The following is a 20,696-nucleotide window of genomic DNA, read 5'->3' as shown; positions in this document are numbered from 1 at the left end:
CTCTAATAAAAATCAACTATTTTCTGATCAACATTCTTGAACACTTCTTTGTATGACACATCTTTTCCAAACAAAGTGTTGATGACATCTTCTACCACTTCTCTCTCATAGCTATCAAAGGTTTTATTTACCACACCCATATCAAGAGCCTGTCTTGCAGTTAATCCATGCTTCATAGTTTCAATGCTTGAAAGCAATCCTCTCATATCGACTGATTTTGATGAAATTTCTGCATTGAGTGATTTGGTTTGAAGATCCATAAATAATTTTGTGAACAAGCCTAAAAACTCTTCATTTAAATCAAACTCATTTTCCAAAATAAGCTTGAAGTTGTCCTCTGAAATAGTTGGAACATCGATAACCAAAAATCTTGAAACCAACGCCTCATTTAACTCCTTTGTACCTATATATCCATAGTTCATAGTTCCAATAAATCTAGTCGCCTCGTGCATATCAAGCTTGCTATAGCCTGGAACATCGATAATTCTTCTATAATCAAGCGCCGAGTAAATAACTGATAAAGAATCATTTTTCGCCATGTTGATTTCATCAAATACCGCAAAACCACCATATTCTGAGGCGCTATAGACAGGACCTTTTCTCAGAACAACCTCATTATTAACAAAAGTGTCACTTCCAAGAAGGCTTCCACTATCAGATGTTATATTCATAGATATATTCCACAATGGCCTACCAAAAAGAAATGCCAAATTCTCCGATAGAACATTTTTTCCAGTTGCCTTTGGACCTGTCAGCAAAATGTTATAGCCTGATAGCAATGCTGCAATTGATTTACTCAATACTTCTCCACCATAATACTTGTATCTTGGAGATGGAACTCTTCCAGCTACACTTTCATCTACTTTATAATATTTTTTAAACTGGTCTAACTCAATCAGTAATTTTTCAGGTACTCCTTGTTTTAATAAAAAATCTTTCATATCTATCCTCACATAATAATTATTTTATACATATCTATAATACCCTATTTTTAATAAATAGCAACAAAAAAATACCTGACTCATAAGAGTTATCCATACAATACAAATAATTTTCCTCACTATAATATAATGTGTCTGCGACGATTATTTGGAACACAACTAATTTCCCATTAATCATCGGCTTTCTATTAATTGAAATTACTTGACACGTCAAATAAAATATGTTATGATGAAATTGAAATAATCGCGATTAGTATTGGTTGTATTTTTAATATTAAGTACTTTGAAAGGAGTTCTAATTATGAATAAAAAGATCGTATTTTTATCAATTGTATTAGTATTTTCTATGTGTACAGGCGTACACTCCATTGATTCGAATTGTTTAGGAAAACGTATGCTTTATCATGCTGACATAGGTGAGGACAATTTAAATCTGACAGATGATATCAACTCTAAACTTAATCAGATTATTAGAAATAGCAGTGCAAATAGTAATATATATGTTGCACGAAATAAAATGAATGACATGCTATATGGTGAAGACGCAACTAACATAAGAAAATCTTTTATTAGCTTTGTTAGAGATAATGATTTAAGCGAACAAGAGGCAAAGAACTTTTTGGACTATATTTATGAAATAGGTGATTATTTTGAACCAAATTCGTATGATATTAAGATAGCTTTTAATGAATATGTAATGAATCGTTTTTTGAACGAAAACTTTGTTGATGGAATAGAAACGTTTGATGAAGCAAAAATGAAGTATATTATTCAACATTATGATGAGTTAAAACAGCAGTATTATTATTTAGAGGAGGAAGAGTATGTGGATTTGCTATACTCGTTAATGACCAGACTAAATGATTTTTCAAATAATGTAAACAGCGAACTGATATCTGATATATCTAGTAAATCTGAATATTTTAAAAAATACAATGTGGATTTAATTTCAACAAGATCCGTACCAGGTTATAATGCAAAAGGTGCTGTAGAATATGCAAAAGCAAATTTAAAAAGAACAGCACCTGGATACTATAATTTTCATCAAGATGGCGGAGATTGTGCGAATTTCATTTCACAGTGTTTGTATGAGGGCGGCGGAATGGAAATGAGAGAAGTAAATGGGGACAAGTATAATAATAGTAATTGGTACTATTATGGTAATGGAAACAGTTTCCCTTATAAATATTCAGCCTCATGGGCACAAGCAAGTAACTTTAAACATCATTGGGGAGCAAGAGCTGGAATTTCGGTACATGATGTACCTAAGGATACAAGTCGCATCTATTTTAGAACAGAGTATGGAACTCCTATTTCCATAATAAGAAAAAATACGGGACAGGCTAGACACACTATAATTGTAGGTGGTAAGAGGGGTACAAATGACTATTGGTACTACGACCATTCTGGCGGTAACTTTGATAATTCATTATTAAAAAGAGTGAGAGGCGAAAAAATAGTTCAAGAAACACTTACATTTTAAAGAACAGCTAATCAAATATCAATAATAAATAAGCTTTGCATTGATATTCTTACATAACAAATAAGCTTGATTGAATATTTTTCAAAAAATATAATAATAAAACTAAATATTTGGAACATAAATTTCTTGATTTCTTAGTACCGTGAATATAATATTTGTCATTTTCATTGCTACAACTCCTGTAACTGTACCAATTTCTTTGGCTTCGTTTATACCAACATATCCCTTGCTACATTTACAAAGTAAGTTACCAACTTCCTCAGCGGAAATAGCTAGCATATCTTCTAGTAAAGGATATTTTAACAATAGTTCCTTTGGAGTAACACCATATAATTTGGAAAATAGACTTGAGTACTCTGGAAAAACTTTGCCAAGCATGGCGACAAGCTTTCTTTTCCAGTATGAACATTCATCAACTAAGGCAAATACTATATCTAGTTAAATTTCTAATAACAAATATATTTTCATCAGAAAAATTAGATATAGAAAACTCTCCATAACATAAAAAAATAGAGAACAAAAAAGAAAAAAGTAGTATTAGCTACAACTATATTATACAGGGATGGTGTAGTATTATGAAAAAGATATTGATTACTTGTCTAGTAGTTGCTACAGTGGTAATAGTTGCAGCTGTATCAATGAATGTAGTAAAGAATTATAATAATAGAGAACATGGTAAATTGGTAAATGCAACAATCATAAATACTCAGAAATTATTTATGGATGAGTTTAAGAAACTTGAAGTTCCAGAAAAATATGACAAAGAAGAATTACTGAACTTCATTGATAAAATGGAAACTTTCTATTCTATGTTAGAAAGAATGAACTATTTTGACGGAGATATAGGAAAAGAGGAAGACGATTATAAAAAATTTTCTAATCTGATAATCGAAAATAATGCTCTTGATCCTAGTTTGAACAATATAAAAATTAACTACAATGAATATGTGATATATTCCGTTTTGAAAAAAAATAGTAACTTTGAGGTGAAAGATATTCAATATTTAATAGAAAATTTTCATATTGTTAGAGAAAGGTTGAGATATTTAAATATTAATGAAGTGAAAGATTTATATAATTCAATGATAGATACCCATATAGAAAATCAGCAGGAAAAGAAGTTGTTTATGGATAAAACAAACAAGATTTTTGATAATATTCTTATGGTAAAATAAAAATTCTAGTTTGTATTGATTTATTAGTATAAAATAAGTATGGCATACCCACATTCTCCACAGTATGAAAATGAATGTAGGGTATGCCTTTATATGGTTGTATAATATTTAGCGTTGATGGTAAATATTATACAACCTGTTTAAAACACATTCTGTATTAATTATTTAAAAGCATATTTGGCTCTATTTATTAGCGAATTGCCTGTACTATCTTCTTCAATATCTAAAATATCGCTCAAAACGTGTTTTGTCGCTATATTCTCCATTCTAAAGAAACCAACACACGTTGCACAATATGTATACAGAATCTCACCTTTTAACTGCTCTTTTATATCGGTTCTAAATCCTCTTGAAAGTTCGCCTTCTCTGGCAGAAGCACATCCACCAGCACCACAGCACTGTTCTCTAAGAACATTTATTTTTCCAACCTTATAAAATGACCTTACAACACCAAAAAATTCATTGCTTTCTCTATCCGGACATGGTCTAAAAAAAGAAAATACCTTATCATCATGCCCAACACCATTCACATCTTTATCAAATGCTTTGGGTTCATCTCCAAGTAATCCAATATCAGCATCAAGTTCAATTAGCTTCGAATAAATATCGACTATTTTTACGTTTAATTTTCCTTTTAGAAAATAGTAACAGTTTGGACATACCATAATCAATTCCTCTATACCATTTTCTTTAAGTCGTCTATTGAGTGATTCGATAATATTTTTTTCTTTGTCCTCAAACCCAAGCTCAGAAATTGGCTTACCACAACAATCAAAAATAGCACCTATTCCATACTTTCTCATCAAGTCAATCAATTTATCAGCAGTTTTGGGCAAATATGAAAGAAAATTACAGCCAGTGAAAATGGCACTTTTGCCTACCTTTGCACGCCTATAATTTTTGAACAAATAATTCTTTTTTTCCCAAATTATTCCGTTGTATCCCTTAAAATTTATCTTTCCCTTATTCGCTCTCAAATGCTTCTTTCTCATTGAAATCGCAATTTTTCTTCCATCTATATCTTTTGGACATACAATTTTGCACTTTCCACATAAGAAACAATTGTACGCCAAATCCTGTCTACTTTCAAAATCTGATAAATCCATCCCATATTTTGATAAAAATGTACAGTTTTTTGTGCATAACCCGCAATGAATACATTCCATTGAGTACCTTTTTCCTTCACTCGTTCTTTTATCATTAGTATCGGCACATTTTTCTGTAATCTCCCCAAAGCTACATCTATCTGTAATTTCGTCTAATATAATTCCTGAATTTTTTTCCACGACCATCCCTCCTTATTTATTATCTTTGATCATGTCTTTTGGTCGCATATTTTCCAAGCAAAACAGACACGACCATCAACATAATCAAAAGAATAATGGATACGACAAACTCTGGCGATTTCACATCTAATAATTTATCGCCGACATTGATGAACACAAAAGTTCCCGGTAATATACCTATCGCTGTTGCAAGAGAATAGTTTAAAAAGCTTATATTTGTCAACCCAGCAGCATAGTTAATTACATTATACGGCATAATAGGTATAAGCCTGCAAATAAAAATTATTATAAACCCTTGTCTGCCCTCTGATTCCATAAAAATCTTCCACCACTTTTCTGGCAATTTTTTCTCCAAATAGTTTCTAACCATATCCTTTGCAAGAACTTTGGCTATAATAAACATCAGTGAACTATTGATTATTGCACCAATCAATGTGAAAACAGTACCCTCTATCAACCCAAACGAAAGTCCACCGGCAAGAGCCAATACGGGAACTGGAAAGAAGAAAATTGGCAACAACGCCCAAACGAACATATATGCAATTGGAGCAAAAACTCCAAAGGTTGAAATCCATGCCCTAATATTTTGAGCCGTTATGTTACTCAAATATCTTTTATATATAATTACTAAAAATATCAATCCAATAACAATCGTAGCCTTTTTTATTAAATTTGAATTTTTAATTTTCTCCTCTGTATTTTCATTTTTTATACTTTTATCATTTATACTTTTATCCACAATTTCTACTGTTTTTTTACTTTCTTCCATAGTTTATCTCAAAACCTCTCTATATATACTTACCTCATTGTAATAACTATTCTACTCAATAATCACCTTTTATTCAATAATTATAATCTATTTCATACTATTTAAACCAATACTATAGCTTTTTTTGATAACTAGCTTCTATACATATAGAAAAAATAAATTAATAACTCCCTTACCCATTACATACCAAAATTTTTCTACTTTTTAAAATTTATTCATTTCAATTCACAATGCCATATACCGATATTTATTTCTGTTAAAAATCTAATAAAACTAAGATATATCACTATTAACTTTTTATATTAATAACATTTTGAATACAAATACCAGAAAACTATTAACTATATGCATTATTCAGAATATTTTGTTATATAGACTTCGTTTGAGAAAACGTTTATTCGAATTTATTTTTTGACTAAAATCACTCAAAATATATAGACATATATTTAAGCATATGATAAACTATTTATAGTAATCGTATTATATTTTAAGTTATTTTAAAATATACTTTATTTTTATTTGTAAAAAAGGAGAAAAAATATGTTTGAAGCAATGGACAAAATTGTGTTGGCAATCGTTGATGTTATCTATCAACCATGGTGTGTTCCTTTACTTCTAATTGCAGGAGGAATATACTTCACTTTCAGAACAGGTTTGATGCAGGTTCGTCACTTTGGTGAATCAATCAGAGTCGTAACTGAAAAACCAAGTCAAGATGGCGGAGTTTCGTCATTTGGAGCTCTAATGGTCTCTACCGCATCTAGAGTTGGTACTGGTAATATAATAGGTGTATGTACTGCTATTATACTTGGTGGTGCAGGAGCTATCTTTTGGATGTGGGTTACAGCATTTATAGGTGGTGCAACAGCCTTTGTTGAATCTACTCTAGCTCAAGTATATAAGAAGAAAAACCCAGATGGCTCAAGTTATGGTGGACCTGCATTTTATATGAGAGATGCTTTAAATGCAAGATGGCTAGGCGTAATATTCTCATGCTTTGTAATATTCACGTATGCAGTTGGTTACAATATGCTTGCAGCATATAACCTACAATCCACTTTTAAAGTATTCAGCTTCTATGGTGCTTCAACACCAGCTGTTATTGGAGCAATATTAACAATATTATTCGGTATTATTATTTTTGGTGGTGCAAAAAGACTTATTAATGTTACTGGACTTTTAGTTCCTATTATGGGTGTTATCTATGTTGCAGTATCAATCATAGTCTTAATTATGAATATTGGAAACATACCACATATGTTCGGAGCGATTTTCGCAAGTGCATTTGATTTTAAAGCAATATTTGGTGGTTTCGCTGGATCTTGCTTGATGTGGGGTCTAAAGAGAGGATTATACTCAAACGAAGCAGGTATGGGGTCTGCTCCTAATGCTGCTGCAATGGCTGATGTATCTCATCCAGTTAAGCAAGGACTTGTTCAGATGCTATCAGTGTTTATAGATACATTATTAATTTGTACTGCTACAGCTTTTATGTGTCTAAGCACTAATGTATCGCCTGCTAATTTCGTATCTTCTAGTGGTGCCGATGCTGCTGGATATGTTCAAGCATCAATAGGATCTACACTAGGAAGCTTTGGACCTATATTTATTGCTGTTGCGATGTCGCTATTTGCCTTTACTACTTTGATCGGTAACTATTCTTACTGTGAAGGTTGTTTAAGATTTATATTAAACAGAGACGTAACAAAGACTGAAACAATGATTTTTAGAGGAATTGCAACAATTTTAATATTTGTTGGTGCAGTTGCAGATGCTGGTTTCGTATGGGATACAGCCGATTTGGCTCAAGGTTTGATGGTAATAACAAACGTTCCATCAATCTTGATTCTTGGTGGTATTGCAGTGAGTGCATTGAAGGATTACGAAAAACAGAAAAAAGCTGGAAAAGATCCTCACTTTAAATCTGCTGATATCAACTTAAAGCAAGATACAGATTTCTGGAAGTAATAACTATAAGTTACTATAAACGACATATTTCTCTTGAAGTTTTACTAATCTTCAAGGTGTATAAAAAAAATGACTCGCGTATTTTCACTACATTAATGTAATGAAAATGTTGCGAGTTTTTTTATTTTACTATTCATATATAAGCATTTGTATTTATAAACATTTGCATTTTTTTAGAAATGTGTTGTAATTAAAATGCTACCATGCTAAACTAGTATAGTATTAAAAGAAGCAAAATGACTATTAATTTAATAAATATTTATTAAATATTTCATATTCGTTTTCAAAACCATTTACAGATAGAAGAAAGGAATAATAAGTATGAAGAAGAAATTTTTATCGATTGCACTCTCTAGTATTTTCATTGCCAATCTAGGCTCTACAGTTTTTGCATCTGAGCCAGTAAATTCAAGTAATGAAAATGTAATATTATCATCGGATAATTCAAATGTTGAAACAAATAATTCTGCATCAAATACTGTCAACTCTAATGCTAGTAATACGCAATCAGAAAAAATAACAGATAATTCAAATGGAAATGGAAAGGTTTATTCTTTTATTGAAAGTAATTCGATTACCGAAAGAATTGCTGGCATTGACCGAGTTCAAACTTCAATCGCCATCAGTCAATTTCAGAATGACAAATCCGAAAAAGTAATACTTGCTGATGCAAGAAATTTCCCAGATGCACTTGCTGCCTCTGGTATCACAAATGGAAAATATCCTGTCCTTTTAATTTCTGGAAATCTTCAACAAGACATTGTATCTGAAATAAAAAGACTAGAATCAAGTGAAGTGATAATATTGGGTGGGCTAAACTCAATCTCTTATGATGTGGAGCAACAGCTTGCCGGAATATCTACTGTAAAAAAAATAACGAGACTTGCTGGTGAAGATAGGTATGATACCTGCAAAAAAATATTTTATTTTAGCAAAAAAGAAAACATTGTGTTTGCTAACGGGTTGAATTTTCCCGACGCATTGGCAGCTTCTCCAATAACAAAAAATTCGGCATTGCTATTAACAAAGAAAGATCAATTACCTGATTCATTTGATAGCATATTAAGGTCAGCCAATACGTCATTTGTAAATATAGTTGGGGGTGAAAGCTCTGTATCAAGCAAAATAGTGAATGAGCTTACATCAAAATATAGTTTTGCAAGCTATGAAAGACTCTCTGGCATGGATAGATTTGCCACTAGCGTAAAAATATCTGAAAAAATAAATTCGAGAATAGTGATTATTGCATCGGGTGAATCTTTTCCAGACGCACTTGCCTCTTCATCTCTTGCCCAAAAAATAGGTGCTCCTATACTACTAGTATCGAAAAATAAGATTGATTCCTCAATTCAAGAATACTTTAAAACAAGAAAAATAGACAAGGCGATTATTTTAGGTGGAGAATCTACCATTTCAGAAAAGACAAGAAATAATATAGAGAGGCTAATCAAAGGCGAGGAAATTGTACAAGATATCAACTCACAGCCTGAAGATAAAAATGATGGAAATAATAGCCAAAGCAAGCCAAACACTCAAGAATCTACAATAAAAGGTAAAAATGCAGTTTCAAAAACTAACATATCCATATATTCTGATAAGAATCTTTCTTCAAAAATAGGAGCAGTGCCTACAAAAAAAATAGTAGATGTATTGGAACAAGATCAAAAAATGGGTACAAATCAAGCTATAATAAAAATTAAATACAATAATATTTCTGGTTGGGTCCTTGCAGAAAATTTTGAAAGCTACAATCAATTATCATTCGGTAAGGTTGTTAATCATGTTCCGTACGAATCACAGTTATACCCTATATATGCACCAAATGGTTGTGAACCAACTTCACTACTAATGGGATTAAAAGGTAAGGGCTACACTGATATCAGTTTGAGAAAATTCCTTGACAATATGCCAAAAACACAGAGCAATCCAGCAAAAGGTTATGTCGGATCTCCATATAATGTAGAACAAGGAAGATTCCAGACAATCGATCCAGAACCATTGGCAAAATATGGGCAAAAATACGGTAATGTTGTTAATATACAGGGAGCTTCAATAGATGAAATTATCAAGGAAATCCAAAACGGGAACACAGTAGTAGCATATGAAACGCTGTTTTGGAATAACTCATACTACAAGACTCTTCCGATTGACGGAGTAAGTACAAAAAGAATTTGGAATAACCATGTTGTACTACTGACTGGCTATGATCCAATAAAAATGTCTTTTTATGTTGCGGATCCTTACAATCATGAAAAAGCAGGAGGCAATAGACAAAAGCCTTTCTATTACTGGAAATCTAGATCTATCGTCGAAAAATGCTATAACTATGACAACAGAAGATTTGCTGTTGTTATAAGATAAAAAATATCCACCGAGAGTAAAAATTACTTTACCCTTGGTGGATTTCTTGTTTTGAATCATTTTTTAAATTTTTTTAAGTATTCAATCACTCCAACTCGACTTTTCCAGTATACAATTGATAATATGCTCCTTCAAGCTTTATCAATTCGTCATGTGAGCCTCTCTCTATGATTTTTCCGTGATCCAACACCATTATAGCGTCACTATTTCTAATTGTCGATAATCTATGAGCAATAACGAACACAGTTCTTCCCTTCATCAAATTATCCATCCCCTTTTGAACAATTGCTTCCGTTCTCGTGTCTATACTCGAAGTAGCTTCGTCAAGTATTAGCACTGGAGGGTTGGAAATTGCTGCTCTTGCTATGGATAGTAACTGTTTTTGCCCCTGTGATAATTCGTCTCCGGCACCTGTTAACACAGTATTATATCCATTTGGTAACATATTGATAAATCCATCAGCATGAGCTAGCTTGGCAGCAGTTATTACATCTTCATCAGTTGCATCTAATCTACCATACCTTATATTTTCCATGATGGTATCTGTAAATAAATGTGTATCCTGCAACACAATTCCAAGAGATCTTCTAAGAGATTCCTTCTTGATTTTTGATAAATTTATTCCGTCATATCTAATTTTTCCTTCATCTATATCATAAAACCTATTTATCAAATTCGTTATTGTGGTTTTCCCAGCACCTGTAGCACCTACAAAAGCTATCTTTTGACCAGGCTTTGCAAATAGGGAAATATTTTTTAATACTGGCTTTTCGGGAGTATATCCAAATGACATATTTTCGATTCTGACATCACCCGATAACTTTGTATAAGTCAAAGTACCGTCGGCATGTGGATGTTTCCATGCCCATAAACCAGTTTTTTCCTCAACTTCTCTTATTTTACCAGCTTCTTCTACAATATTTACCAAACTTACATATCCATCGTCTACCTCAGTTCCTTCATCCAACAACTCGAATATTCTACTAGCTCCAGCCAAGGCTAGATTTATTGAATTTAACTGTTGAGATATCTGCATAAAAGGTTGAGTAAAGTTTTTCGAAAACTGCATATACGCAACTAACACCCCAATAGTGACTCCTCCTATTTCATTTACTGACAACACTCCTCCTATAATTGCAGTTAAAACAAAGAATATATTACCAATATTAGAAACTATTGGCGCTACAATACTAGCATAAAGGCTTGCATTTTTCGCACTTTCAAACAACTCCTCGTTCAGTTTATTAAACTCTTCAATAGACTTTTCTTCATGATTGAAAATTTTAACCACTTTTTGACCTGAAAATCGCTCTTCAATAAATCCAGTTAGCGATGCTACGTTTTTTTGCTGCGTCATAAAAAATCTACCGCTATGCCTTGCTATCTTTCTTGTCACTGTAAGTAGAACAATCACAACTATAACTGCCAAAATAGTAAGGATTGGACTAAGAATCAACATCGAAATAAAAGTAGCAATAATTGTCATTCCACTTAACAATACCTGTGGAACTGATTGATTAATCATCTGTCTCAATGCATCAGTATCATTCGTAAACAAGCTCATAATAGAACCATTCGTATTATTATCAAAGTATCTAATCGGTAAAGTTTGAAGTTTTTCAAACATCTCATCTCTCACTTGTTTTAACACACCTTGACCTATTGTTACCATCAATCTATTGTAGACAAAGCTTGCGATAAGGCTGACAAGGAAAATGCAACCCAATACAATTAGAGACCTATAAAACGCAGAAAAATCAGGATCTGTTTTCCCTATCAGTGGAACAATATAGTCGTCTAACAATACTTTTAATGATAGTGAAATTGCCACAGTACCAAGAGAACTCAGTAGTATTCCTACTATAACAATCGAAAATTTCAACTTATTTTTACCGACGATGTACCCAAACAATCTACGCAATGTTTTTTTAGAAACATAATTATCCTTCAATTGCAACACCGCCCTTCTTTTGGAATTCATAATTTTCCTTATATATGTCATTTTCTCGCAATAGGTTTTCTGGAGTATCAAAACCAACTACATTTCCATTATCCAAAACTATTATCTTATCCGCATTTTCTATTGATGAAATTCTCTGCGCAATTATTATCTTAGTAGTATCCTTCATATCATTTTTCAAAGCATCTCTAATTCTTGAATCAGTTTTTGTATCAACGGCACTAGTCGAATCATCCAAAATCAATATTTTTGGTTTTTTAAGCAATGCTCTCGCAATACACAACCTTTGTTTCTGACCACCAGATACATTGTTTCCCCCTTCGACTATCAGTTCGTCATATTTATTCGGAAAACGCTGAATAAACTCATCTGCACAAGCCAATTTACACACATATTCCACTTCTTCAAGCGATGCATTTTCATCACCCCAGCGAATATTATCGGCAATAGTTCCAGTAAAAAGAGTATTCTTCTGTAATACCATCGATACAGAATCCCTTAGGTCTGATAGTGAATATGCTCTAACATTCTTGCCACCAACCAATATTTCTCCGTTTGTAACATCATACAATCTAGGAATCAAACTCACAAATGTAGATTTCGAGCTACCAGTACCACCTATTATTCCAATTGTTTCACCAGATTTTATTTCAAGATTTACACCTTTAAGAGCCAGTCTTTTTCCATCTTCACTGTAGCTAAAATCAACATCCTTAAATACTATGCTTCCGTCTTTAATATCTTTCTCTCCGTCTTCATTTATATCCATAGAAGGAACTTCATCAAAAACCTCACAAATTCTTTCAATAGATGTCTCGGCAATAATCAAAAGAATAAACGCAAATGAAGCTGCTATTACTGACATCAGTATCTGAATGGAATAAATGACCAAACTTGTCAATTCACCTGTAGTCATCACTGAGCTGGCAACATACTTTCCACCGATTAAAAATACGCCGATTATCACGGAATACACTACTAAAATTATCGATGGATTGAAAAGTGCTATCAATTTTTCAACATCTACAAATAAGCCAAAAATTTTTAACGATAATTTTTTGAATTTTTCATTTTCAAAATCTTCTCTAACGTAGGCTTTCACAACCCTTTGAGCATTAACATTTTCTGATACTGTATTGTTCAATACATCATATTCTTCAAACACTTTTACAAACATTGGATCTGCTTTTTTTATCAGGAAGTACATAATAGCTATCAGTATAGGGATTGCTACTAAAAATATCATAGATACCTTTGAATTTACAATAAAAGCCATCACAAGTGCCACAATCATCATAATGGGACTTCTTGCAACCATTATAATTCCCATCATATATGCCATCTGAACATTATTAATATCTGTGGTAAGCCTTGTGACCAAGCTTGCAGATGAAAATTTGTCGATATTTTTAAACGAAAATTTTTGAATTTTCTCGAATAAGTCTGATCTAATATTTTTGCTTAAACCTGTAGCTGCAATAGAAGCAAATCTAGCTCCCATAGCACCAAAAAACAGTGATAGCATCGCCATAACAAACAATATTATTCCCAACTTTACAATATAAGAAATATCTGAATTTTTAATACCCACATCAATAATTTTGGCCATCATATATGGAATCAATATTTCCATAAAAACTTCCAAAGTAATAAACATAGGTGCCAAAAAAGAATGTTTCTTAAATTCTCTAACTCTAGAGAGAATGCTCTTATACATCAAATCACTCCTTTTCATTTATCAATTCCATAGTAGTGATATTTTTTGTACAGAAATCTTTCCCATTATTTTCTTATCACTACCAATATAAATAGATTAATACCATAATATTACAATTTTACACCAATATTTATTATTTTAATAGCCATATTTTTAAAAAATCTTAAAAAAACGATACCAATTTTTCATGAATATTTGAGTGTCACTAGCAAAAAAATGCTTACTATAATTCTTTGTTATTATAAGCGACTATTGATGTTCTTATAGAAACAATATAAAAAATGTCAGTTATCGTAATATAATACTTAATACTACAATAACTGACATCTTAATAATTTATCATACCACTAGCCCTGATACAATTTTATAAAATAAAAATTTTTTTACATAACTCATAATAATTTAATCTAAACTATAGTCTTTTCCAACACCCGGCTTCACACCATCTAGTGAATTATAGAATACAGTTTCAGAAATATCTTTCTTTTGTGTATGCAATTTTGCCGGTCTAGAATTTTCTGCAGGATAACCAATAGGTATAATGGCTATAGGAACTAAAAATTCTGGAACATCAAATTCCTCACAAACTACATCAGTTTTAAAGTGACCGACGAATACTGCTCCCAAATCTAGTTGAGTAGCTTCAAGCAAAATGTGAGTAGCCACAATACCAGCGTCTATAGGACCGTAGTCAGTACGATTGTAAGTTTGCTTCCAACTTTCTCCTTTATCGTAAAATATGACAAAAGCAGTATTCACACCAAACATAAAGGGTGTACTTTTTTCTAATTTTTTTATACCCTCTTCACTGTCTACAACAAGTATTCTCTGAGGCTGAAGATTAACCGCAGTCGGAGCAATCCTTGCTGCTTCAATAAGCTTTTCAATTTTCTCTTTCTCAACTTTTTGGTCACTGTACCTTCTTACAGAATATCTTTCTCTAGCCAAATCTAAAAAATCCATATAGTCATCCTCCATTACAAATAAAAAACTCGATAATATTAAGCATTCATTGTGCAGATTTATCCTCGTTCCTATTCTACACAGCTAAAACACAGTATACTTACTCCCTTATTATACCATGTTTTTGAACCATATAATATTCATTTTTATCTGTAGATTCATTTTTAATAAATGCTCTAAATATATGTGGGATACTCTGTTAACGACCCTCTTATACTTCGCTTTAAGCTTGATTTAGTCCTTGGAGCTGATTCCAACAAAAATGACATTAAAGATAAAAACAAAATTTTTTTAATTTTTTCCATACAATTAACCCCTCTCTTAATTGATATTTAATAAACGTTTACCCAGATATATTCTACTATATATAATCTTTACTGTCAATTTATTTTTTAAAGCCAATTTAGAGAATAGTATATTTATAGTGTATTTTTTGTTAAAATATTAAAATTTACATACTTTTATTAACAAAAATACATTATTTAATATTTTTTTGATTTGTATTATATAAAATCATAAAAAACACTCGCAAATACCATAATTTTTAATAATTAACAGTGCGAGTGTTTATAATTCTATTAATATTAATAATATATTATTATATTATCGAAATATATTTATTTTTTAAAATTTATTGCATCTCGAATAAAGGTCTTGTTCCTTAAATCAGAAAATGCTTCTTGAATTTCTTTTTTTGTATTCATAACAATTGGACCAGCCCATGAAATTTCCTCGTTTAAAGCTTTTGAACTTATAAACAAAATCTGAGATGGATTGTCAGTGCTTTTCAAGGTTAATCTGTCACCATCGGTAAGCTTAACAGCGGTTTTCTCTTTTATCAATTGACCTGACACGTAAGCATCTCCAATAAGTGTAAACACCATTACTGAATCATCGGCTTCGGTTTCTATCACAAATTCCGTATTTTCATTTAAATGAATATCATAATAATCAAGTGGCAAGTGCTCACCCTTATGACCTTGAACACCTTTGTAGCTTCCCGACAATAGCCTTAAAAAACCACCATCAAATTCTATCTCTTTGATATCCTCTCTCTTAATCTTTGTATAAGTAGGTTGACTCATTTTATCTGCCTGAGGTAGATTTAACCACAATTGAACTCCCAAAAGCCTTTCAGATGCTGGGACTTGTTCTTCATGCTCAATACCGGAGCCAGAATTCATCCATTGAACCTCACCATCTCCAATCGAATCCACATTTCCCAAAGTATCTTTATGAATCATCTTCCCCTTGTAAAGATAACTAACTGTCTCTATACCTCTGTGTGGATGCATTGGAAAACCAGCTATATAATCACTTGGATTCGTACTATCAAAAGAATCCAGCATTAAAATCGGATCAAACATCTTTGCCGTTTCATTTCCCAAAACTCTTACCAGACTCACGCCTGCCCCATCAACAGCTCTGAAACCAGTAACCTTCGCCTTAATTTTTCTTTCCATAACAATCACCTTTAAAATCCTTTCTTTTATTGTCATATAAATAATGTTGTTCTTTATTTACTTTATTTACTTTATTTACTTTATTTACTTTATTTACTTTATTTACTTTATTTTCTGTTTTTAATAATTCTTTACGGCTAACATATTCCCATACAGTATCGCCATAATTTTACATTGCTTTTATAAATATATCTAGTTAGATGTATATTAAATATATATCCACTAAACTTATCTTCAAACATTATTTATAAATATTAACAATTTTAAAGAACTTAAAATCAATCGTATTATTCAATTACCATATTCCTAATAGATGTTGGACAGCAAGAGTAACTATTGTAATTCCTAGCCAGCAAGATAAACCTAGTAAAAGTGGCTTCCCTCCATTTTTTATCAGCTTCACAATGTTTGTGTTTAATCCAATAGCAGACATCGCCATAACAATAAAAAATTTCGATAATTTTTTCAATGGTTCAAAAAAAGAGCTATCTACACCAAAATATGAGCATATTGTGGTTATTAAACTTGCAAGTATAAAGTATAATATAAAAAATGGAAAAATCGATTTAATACTAACACTTTTTCCTGACGATCTATTTTCCTTTTTAGCTCTGATAAAAGCCAAAAATAATGTGATTGGAATAATCGCCAGAGTTCTTGTGAGCTTTACTGTCACAGCTTTATCAAGTGTTTGACTACCCAAATTGTAAAGTGTATCCCAAGTTGATGCTGCTGCAGTTACAGATGATGTATCATTGACAGCGGTTCCTGCAAATATACCGAACGCATCCCCAGAAGTTGTCGAAAAACCAAGCATTCCACCCAGTGTTGGAAATAGAATTGCGGCTAACACATTGAAAAAAAAGATAACCGAAATAGCTTGAGCAACTTCATCATCGTTGGCATCAATAACTGGTGCAGTTGCAGCAATTGCCGAACCACCACAAATTGAAGAGCCTACACCTATCAGCGTCGAAATATTCGCCGGCATATTTCCAAACTTATATAATAAAAATGCGATAATGAGTGACGTTGATATCGTCGTCAAAATAATCGGTAGTGATTGCTTACCTGTCTGCATTACTATTCCTAGATTCATTCCAAATCCCAATAGAATAACAGCATACTGAAGTATTTTTTTCGAAGTAAATTTGATTCCAGCTTCAAAAGCTGACTTATCACTAATTACCATCCCGATAATCATTCCAAAAACAATGGCGATGACAGCACCACCGACAATTGGAAACTTATGACCCAAAAAATCACTTGGAACTGCAATTGCCAGACAAAGAATCAATCCCTTGATATGTTTACCAATCCAGTTTTTTTCTGTAAATAATTCCAAAATTAAATCTCCTCCCCCAATAAAACTATGATATTTCACGCTTTTAAACATCATATTCTATTATTATTGTAATACATTTTCTCAATAAATAAAAGCAATATCAAAAAAACCTCTACTATCAATTTAAATCTATTGATAGCAGAGGTCTTCATTTTTCATTAAATTATTATTTTTAAACTAATTTTTTATTCTATCTATTTCCAATTTTTTTACTTTATTGTTTTAATAACATTTTATTATCTCAATATACTTTTATTATAATACAATCAATAATTACTGTTTTTCGATTACTATGTATGATTGAAGCTGCATAGGCTTGACTGCAACACTTCTGTCATGCCACATATAAAACCATCTTTCTAATGGGTATACATAGTATCCGTCTTGAGAGTGATCACTCGTATCGTAAGGATCTGCAAAAATAAGAGTGTCATCACCAATACTAGGAGTTCCATTATTATCATAGCCAATGATAGCTTGCCAATGACCATTCCAATCAGCCCATTCGACCATTACAGGTCTACCTTTTTTCAAATGTCCTGTCAACCATTTTACAAAGTAAGAATCCTTCGCATCATCAACCCATTTGTCGGTATCCGCCTTATTTTCACTTGAATACAAGCTTGTGCTTTCAAAGGTTCTCTTTGTATTCCCAACATCAGACTTTGGAACATTGTCCTTATCAGAGTAAAGCTGTTCCGGTTTTGGATCTTTTATGTAACTCGATTCAACAATTTTAACACCTTTTATTCCGCTGAAAAACTCATACATCTGCTTTACATCTGTTCCATATTCGCCAAAATTGTCAGCACTACCAGGTAGCGAGTTTGGCTTGTCTAAGTCTGTTGAAGATTTCATTGATTTTGCAATATCCATTTCTGTAAGCTTATCACTGTTTAATTTCATGTTTTCTAAAACCATAAGTGCTGTAACATTACCACAAGACCACTCTGTTGTCTGCTGCATAGTCTTGAAATTTTCGATGATAGTAAGGGTATCATCATTCTTTAAATTGTAAAAATCAGGATTTTTGTAGTATCTCGATTCCTTGTTATCGCCAGCATTAGCATATCCATCAGCACCTGACTCTGGATCGTAATCCTTTCCTGTCAACTGAGTGCTTGCATTTTTTGCTGAGGAATCTTCCTTTTTAGCATCCTTTGTTCCTTGATTTGTGCAACCTTGTAAAGTTAACGTAGCTGCTATTAAGCATACACCTAATAAAGTTTTTGAAAATTTTTTGTTCAATTCATGTTTACCTCCTTAAATAAATTAGATTAATGATACTATATTTCTAATTAATAGTCAATATTTTTATAATAAAGAGATATTTATTTTTATTATTAATTCTGAATACGTTTCTACACTACTTTTCCTGAAGTTTTAATAATAGCTTTCTTATCAGAGAATAAAGCTGAATACCTTCTTTTTCATCAAGTCCAATACATTCAATTAGTTTTGAAGGAATTTCAACAGCTTTTTCTCTTGTGATCCATCCTAATTCAGTTACCGAAACCTCAACTATTCTCTCATCTTCATCAGATCGTCTTTTCTCTACAAAACCCTTTTTTTCCAAGCTTTTAACTACTGGAGTTATTGTTCCAGAATCCAAAAGTAACTTTTCACCAAGCTCTTTTATTTTCATCGATTTATATTCCCACATAATCAGCATCACTAGATATTGTGTATACGTCAAATCAAGTTCTCTTAACAATGGTCTGTATTTTTTTATAATCTCCTTCGAACAAGCGTAGATTGGAAAACATATCTGATTTTCTAATTTTAATACATCAAATTTATCTTTCAAATTTCCACCTCAATTACATTTATAATATTTTATGGATCGATTCCTTTACTTTTTTCACAGATGTTGTCGGTTCGAATCTTTCAACAATATTCCCATTTCTGTCAATCAAAATCTTGGTGAAATTCCATTTTATATTTCCATTATTCTTGTAATCTTTATCAGCTTTTTTCGCCATTGCAGACATTGGTAGCTTCATAGGGCCTGAAAATCCTGCAAATTTTGTATTTTCTGTGATCCATTTAAACAGAGGATCCGCATTTTCTCCATTTACATCAACCTTTGAAAATTGTGGGAAAGTCGTACCGTAATTCAATGTACAAAAGCTATGTATTTCTTCATCTGTTCCTGGTGCTTGATCTCTAAATTGATTACAAGGAAAATCTAGGATCTCAAATCCAGACGAATTTAATTCATCATATATAGCTTGAAGATCTTTATATTGCGGGGTAAAACCACATCCAGTTGCAGTATTAACTACTAGTAATACCTTCCCTTTGTACTCACTCAAATCGACCATTTCACCGCTTTGAGATTTAACCTTAAAATCGTAAATATTCATAACATTCCTCTCCTTTCGCTTCTCCTAATAAAAAATTCTCTTCCTAAAATATTCCAAATTTTTCTTACAGATGTTAATATTTAACCTTAATATATCAATGCAACAATACGCAATTATATTGTACACAATTTAATTATATGCAATTATATATAATATGTCAACTCCTTTTCCATAAAAACACCTTGCAATTCGCACAGTATCTTCATCAATATACTTGAAAATAACTCACGCTTACAAGGTGTTAATATAAATATCTAATTTCTAATTCAGGCAATGGTTAGACCACTTTATTTCAATCTTGTTTTCAATTTGCATATAATGATATATCACTCTTACCATACATCTATAGATAAACCTAGCTTTTCGACTTAATACTTGATACCTTCTTCTCTGTCCAATTTTTTCAGTATCGCTTCATCTTTTGCATAAGCTTTATCTACTATTTCGTACAGTTTATCTAACTTATCTCTCAATTTAGCAGTCTGATCTGACGCCTTTTTTTCTAGTTTGTCATACTCATCATCTGACAAAGATGCCATTCTATCTTCACTACCAAAAATTTTCATATTTATTTCATCTATCTTCTTTGATATCTTGCTTATCTCGTTCCAAGTACTTTCTAATTCCAGCTCTGTTTTTAATAACTGTGCCTTTTCATCTTTTGTCAATCCTTTTAGAGAATTAATACTACTTTCAATACTAGAATTTTGAGGTTTCGATTCATTTTTAACCGCCGCAGAAGCTTGTGTCAAACCTGCCAATCCAGCACTTCCAAAAACCAATCCTGCCAATAACATTGCCTTAACTGTTTTCCTTTTCATAAATTTCATAATCCCTCACTCCTTTTCTTCAAGTTTTCAAAATAATCATCCAACATTCAATTTTTACCCAACTCAGTC

Annotated in this window: 17 protein-coding genes; 4 read left to right on the top strand and 13 right to left on the bottom strand. The window is 31.9% G+C overall.

The genetic code is table 11. From position 1 onward, the window contains the following. Positions 1–2 precede the first annotated feature (2 nt). Positions 3–941, bottom strand: a complete 939-nt coding sequence (locus tag FYJ71_RS01675; RefSeq protein ID WP_154537076.1) for an AAA family ATPase — start codon at positions 939–941, stop codon at positions 3–5. Positions 942–1,242: 301 nt separating this feature from the next. Here FYJ71_RS01675 and FYJ71_RS01670 point away from each other — a divergent pair, with 301 nt between their 5' ends. Next, entirely contained in the window at positions 1,243–2,424 is a 1,182-nt protein-coding gene (locus FYJ71_RS01670; RefSeq protein ID WP_154537075.1) for an amidase domain-containing protein, read from the top strand. 102 nt (positions 2,425–2,526) lie between these two features. Here the strand turns inward: FYJ71_RS01670 and FYJ71_RS09875 are convergent, their stop codons facing one another. After that, positions 2,527–2,802, bottom strand: a complete 276-nt coding sequence (locus FYJ71_RS09875) for a hypothetical protein (protein ID WP_195836877.1) — start codon at positions 2,800–2,802, stop codon at positions 2,527–2,529. A gap of 197 nt (positions 2,803–2,999) precedes the next feature. Here FYJ71_RS09875 and FYJ71_RS01660 point away from each other — a divergent pair, with 197 nt between their 5' ends. Continuing rightward, complete coding sequence (locus tag FYJ71_RS01660) at positions 3,000–3,599, top strand: hypothetical protein (RefSeq protein ID WP_154537074.1); 600 nt, start codon at positions 3,000–3,002, stop codon at positions 3,597–3,599. A 161-nt stretch (positions 3,600–3,760) separates the two neighbouring features. Here FYJ71_RS01660 and FYJ71_RS01655 read toward each other — a convergent pair whose 3' ends face one another. Both FYJ71_RS01655 and FYJ71_RS01650 read right to left on the bottom strand, forming a co-directional pair. Next, positions 3,761–4,885, bottom strand: coding sequence for a (Fe-S)-binding protein (locus tag FYJ71_RS01655; protein WP_328597736.1), 1,125 nt, complete (start codon positions 4,883–4,885; stop codon positions 3,761–3,763). Between the two features lie 19 nt (positions 4,886–4,904). After that, positions 4,905–5,654 (bottom strand): TVP38/TMEM64 family protein, encoded by a 750-nt coding sequence (locus FYJ71_RS01650; RefSeq protein WP_154537073.1) that lies wholly within the window; start codon positions 5,652–5,654, stop codon positions 4,905–4,907. Positions 5,655–6,194: 540 nt separating this feature from the next. Between FYJ71_RS01650 and FYJ71_RS01645 the strand changes: the two genes are divergently transcribed. Beyond that, positions 6,195–7,622, top strand: coding sequence for an alanine/glycine:cation symporter family protein (locus tag FYJ71_RS01645; protein ID WP_154537072.1), 1,428 nt, complete (start codon positions 6,195–6,197; stop codon positions 7,620–7,622). 321 nt (positions 7,623–7,943) lie between these two features. Next, positions 7,944–9,983, top strand: a complete 2,040-nt coding sequence (locus FYJ71_RS01640; RefSeq protein ID WP_154537071.1) for a cell wall-binding repeat-containing protein — start codon at positions 7,944–7,946, stop codon at positions 9,981–9,983. 85 nt (positions 9,984–10,068) lie between these two features. Here FYJ71_RS01640 and FYJ71_RS01635 read toward each other — a convergent pair whose 3' ends face one another. From FYJ71_RS01635 to FYJ71_RS01595, 9 genes are all read right to left on the bottom strand, one after another. After that, the gene (locus FYJ71_RS01635) at positions 10,069–11,964 is read right to left on the bottom strand and encodes an ABC transporter ATP-binding protein (protein ID WP_154537070.1); all 1,896 of its coding nucleotides are present in this window, start codon (positions 11,962–11,964) and stop codon (positions 10,069–10,071) included. Then, positions 11,924–13,660 (bottom strand): ABC transporter ATP-binding protein, encoded by a 1,737-nt coding sequence (locus FYJ71_RS01630; protein ID WP_154537527.1) that lies wholly within the window; start codon positions 13,658–13,660, stop codon positions 11,924–11,926. The genes FYJ71_RS01635 and FYJ71_RS01630 overlap by 41 nt, the downstream gene beginning before the upstream one ends. A gap of 402 nt (positions 13,661–14,062) precedes the next feature. After that, positions 14,063–14,623, bottom strand: coding sequence for a nitroreductase family protein (locus FYJ71_RS01625; RefSeq protein ID WP_154537069.1), 561 nt, complete (start codon positions 14,621–14,623; stop codon positions 14,063–14,065). A gap of 617 nt (positions 14,624–15,240) precedes the next feature. Beyond that, a complete protein-coding gene (locus FYJ71_RS01620) occupies positions 15,241–16,086 on the bottom strand; it encodes a pirin family protein (protein ID WP_154537068.1) in 846 nt (281 codons plus the stop codon). 295 nt (positions 16,087–16,381) lie between these two features. Next, positions 16,382–17,431 carry a YeiH family protein gene (locus FYJ71_RS01615; protein ID WP_235899042.1) on the bottom strand — a complete coding sequence of 350 codons (1,050 nt, stop codon included), beginning with the start codon at positions 17,429–17,431 and terminating at the stop codon, positions 16,382–16,384. Positions 17,432–17,704: 273 nt separating this feature from the next. Beyond that, positions 17,705–18,679, bottom strand: a complete 975-nt coding sequence (locus FYJ71_RS01610) for a papain-like cysteine protease family protein (protein ID WP_154537067.1) — start codon at positions 18,677–18,679, stop codon at positions 17,705–17,707. A 118-nt stretch (positions 18,680–18,797) separates the two neighbouring features. Further along, positions 18,798–19,238 carry a MarR family winged helix-turn-helix transcriptional regulator gene (locus FYJ71_RS01605; RefSeq protein WP_154537066.1) on the bottom strand — a complete coding sequence of 147 codons (441 nt, stop codon included), beginning with the start codon at positions 19,236–19,238 and terminating at the stop codon, positions 18,798–18,800. 19 nt (positions 19,239–19,257) lie between these two features. Continuing rightward, the gene (locus FYJ71_RS01600; RefSeq protein ID WP_154537065.1) at positions 19,258–19,797 is read right to left on the bottom strand and encodes a glutathione peroxidase; all 540 of its coding nucleotides are present in this window, start codon (positions 19,795–19,797) and stop codon (positions 19,258–19,260) included. Positions 19,798–20,165: 368 nt separating this feature from the next. Further along, positions 20,166–20,627, bottom strand: coding sequence for a hypothetical protein (locus FYJ71_RS01595; protein ID WP_195836876.1), 462 nt, complete (start codon positions 20,625–20,627; stop codon positions 20,166–20,168). Positions 20,628–20,696 lie beyond the last annotated feature (69 nt).

The organism is Peptostreptococcus porci, assembly GCF_009695815.1.
Taxonomy (GTDB): domain Bacteria; phylum Bacillota; class Clostridia; order Peptostreptococcales; family Peptostreptococcaceae; genus Peptostreptococcus; species Peptostreptococcus porci.
Note: the sequence above shows the minus strand (reverse complement) of the source record. Positions and strands in the feature narration are given on the sequence as shown.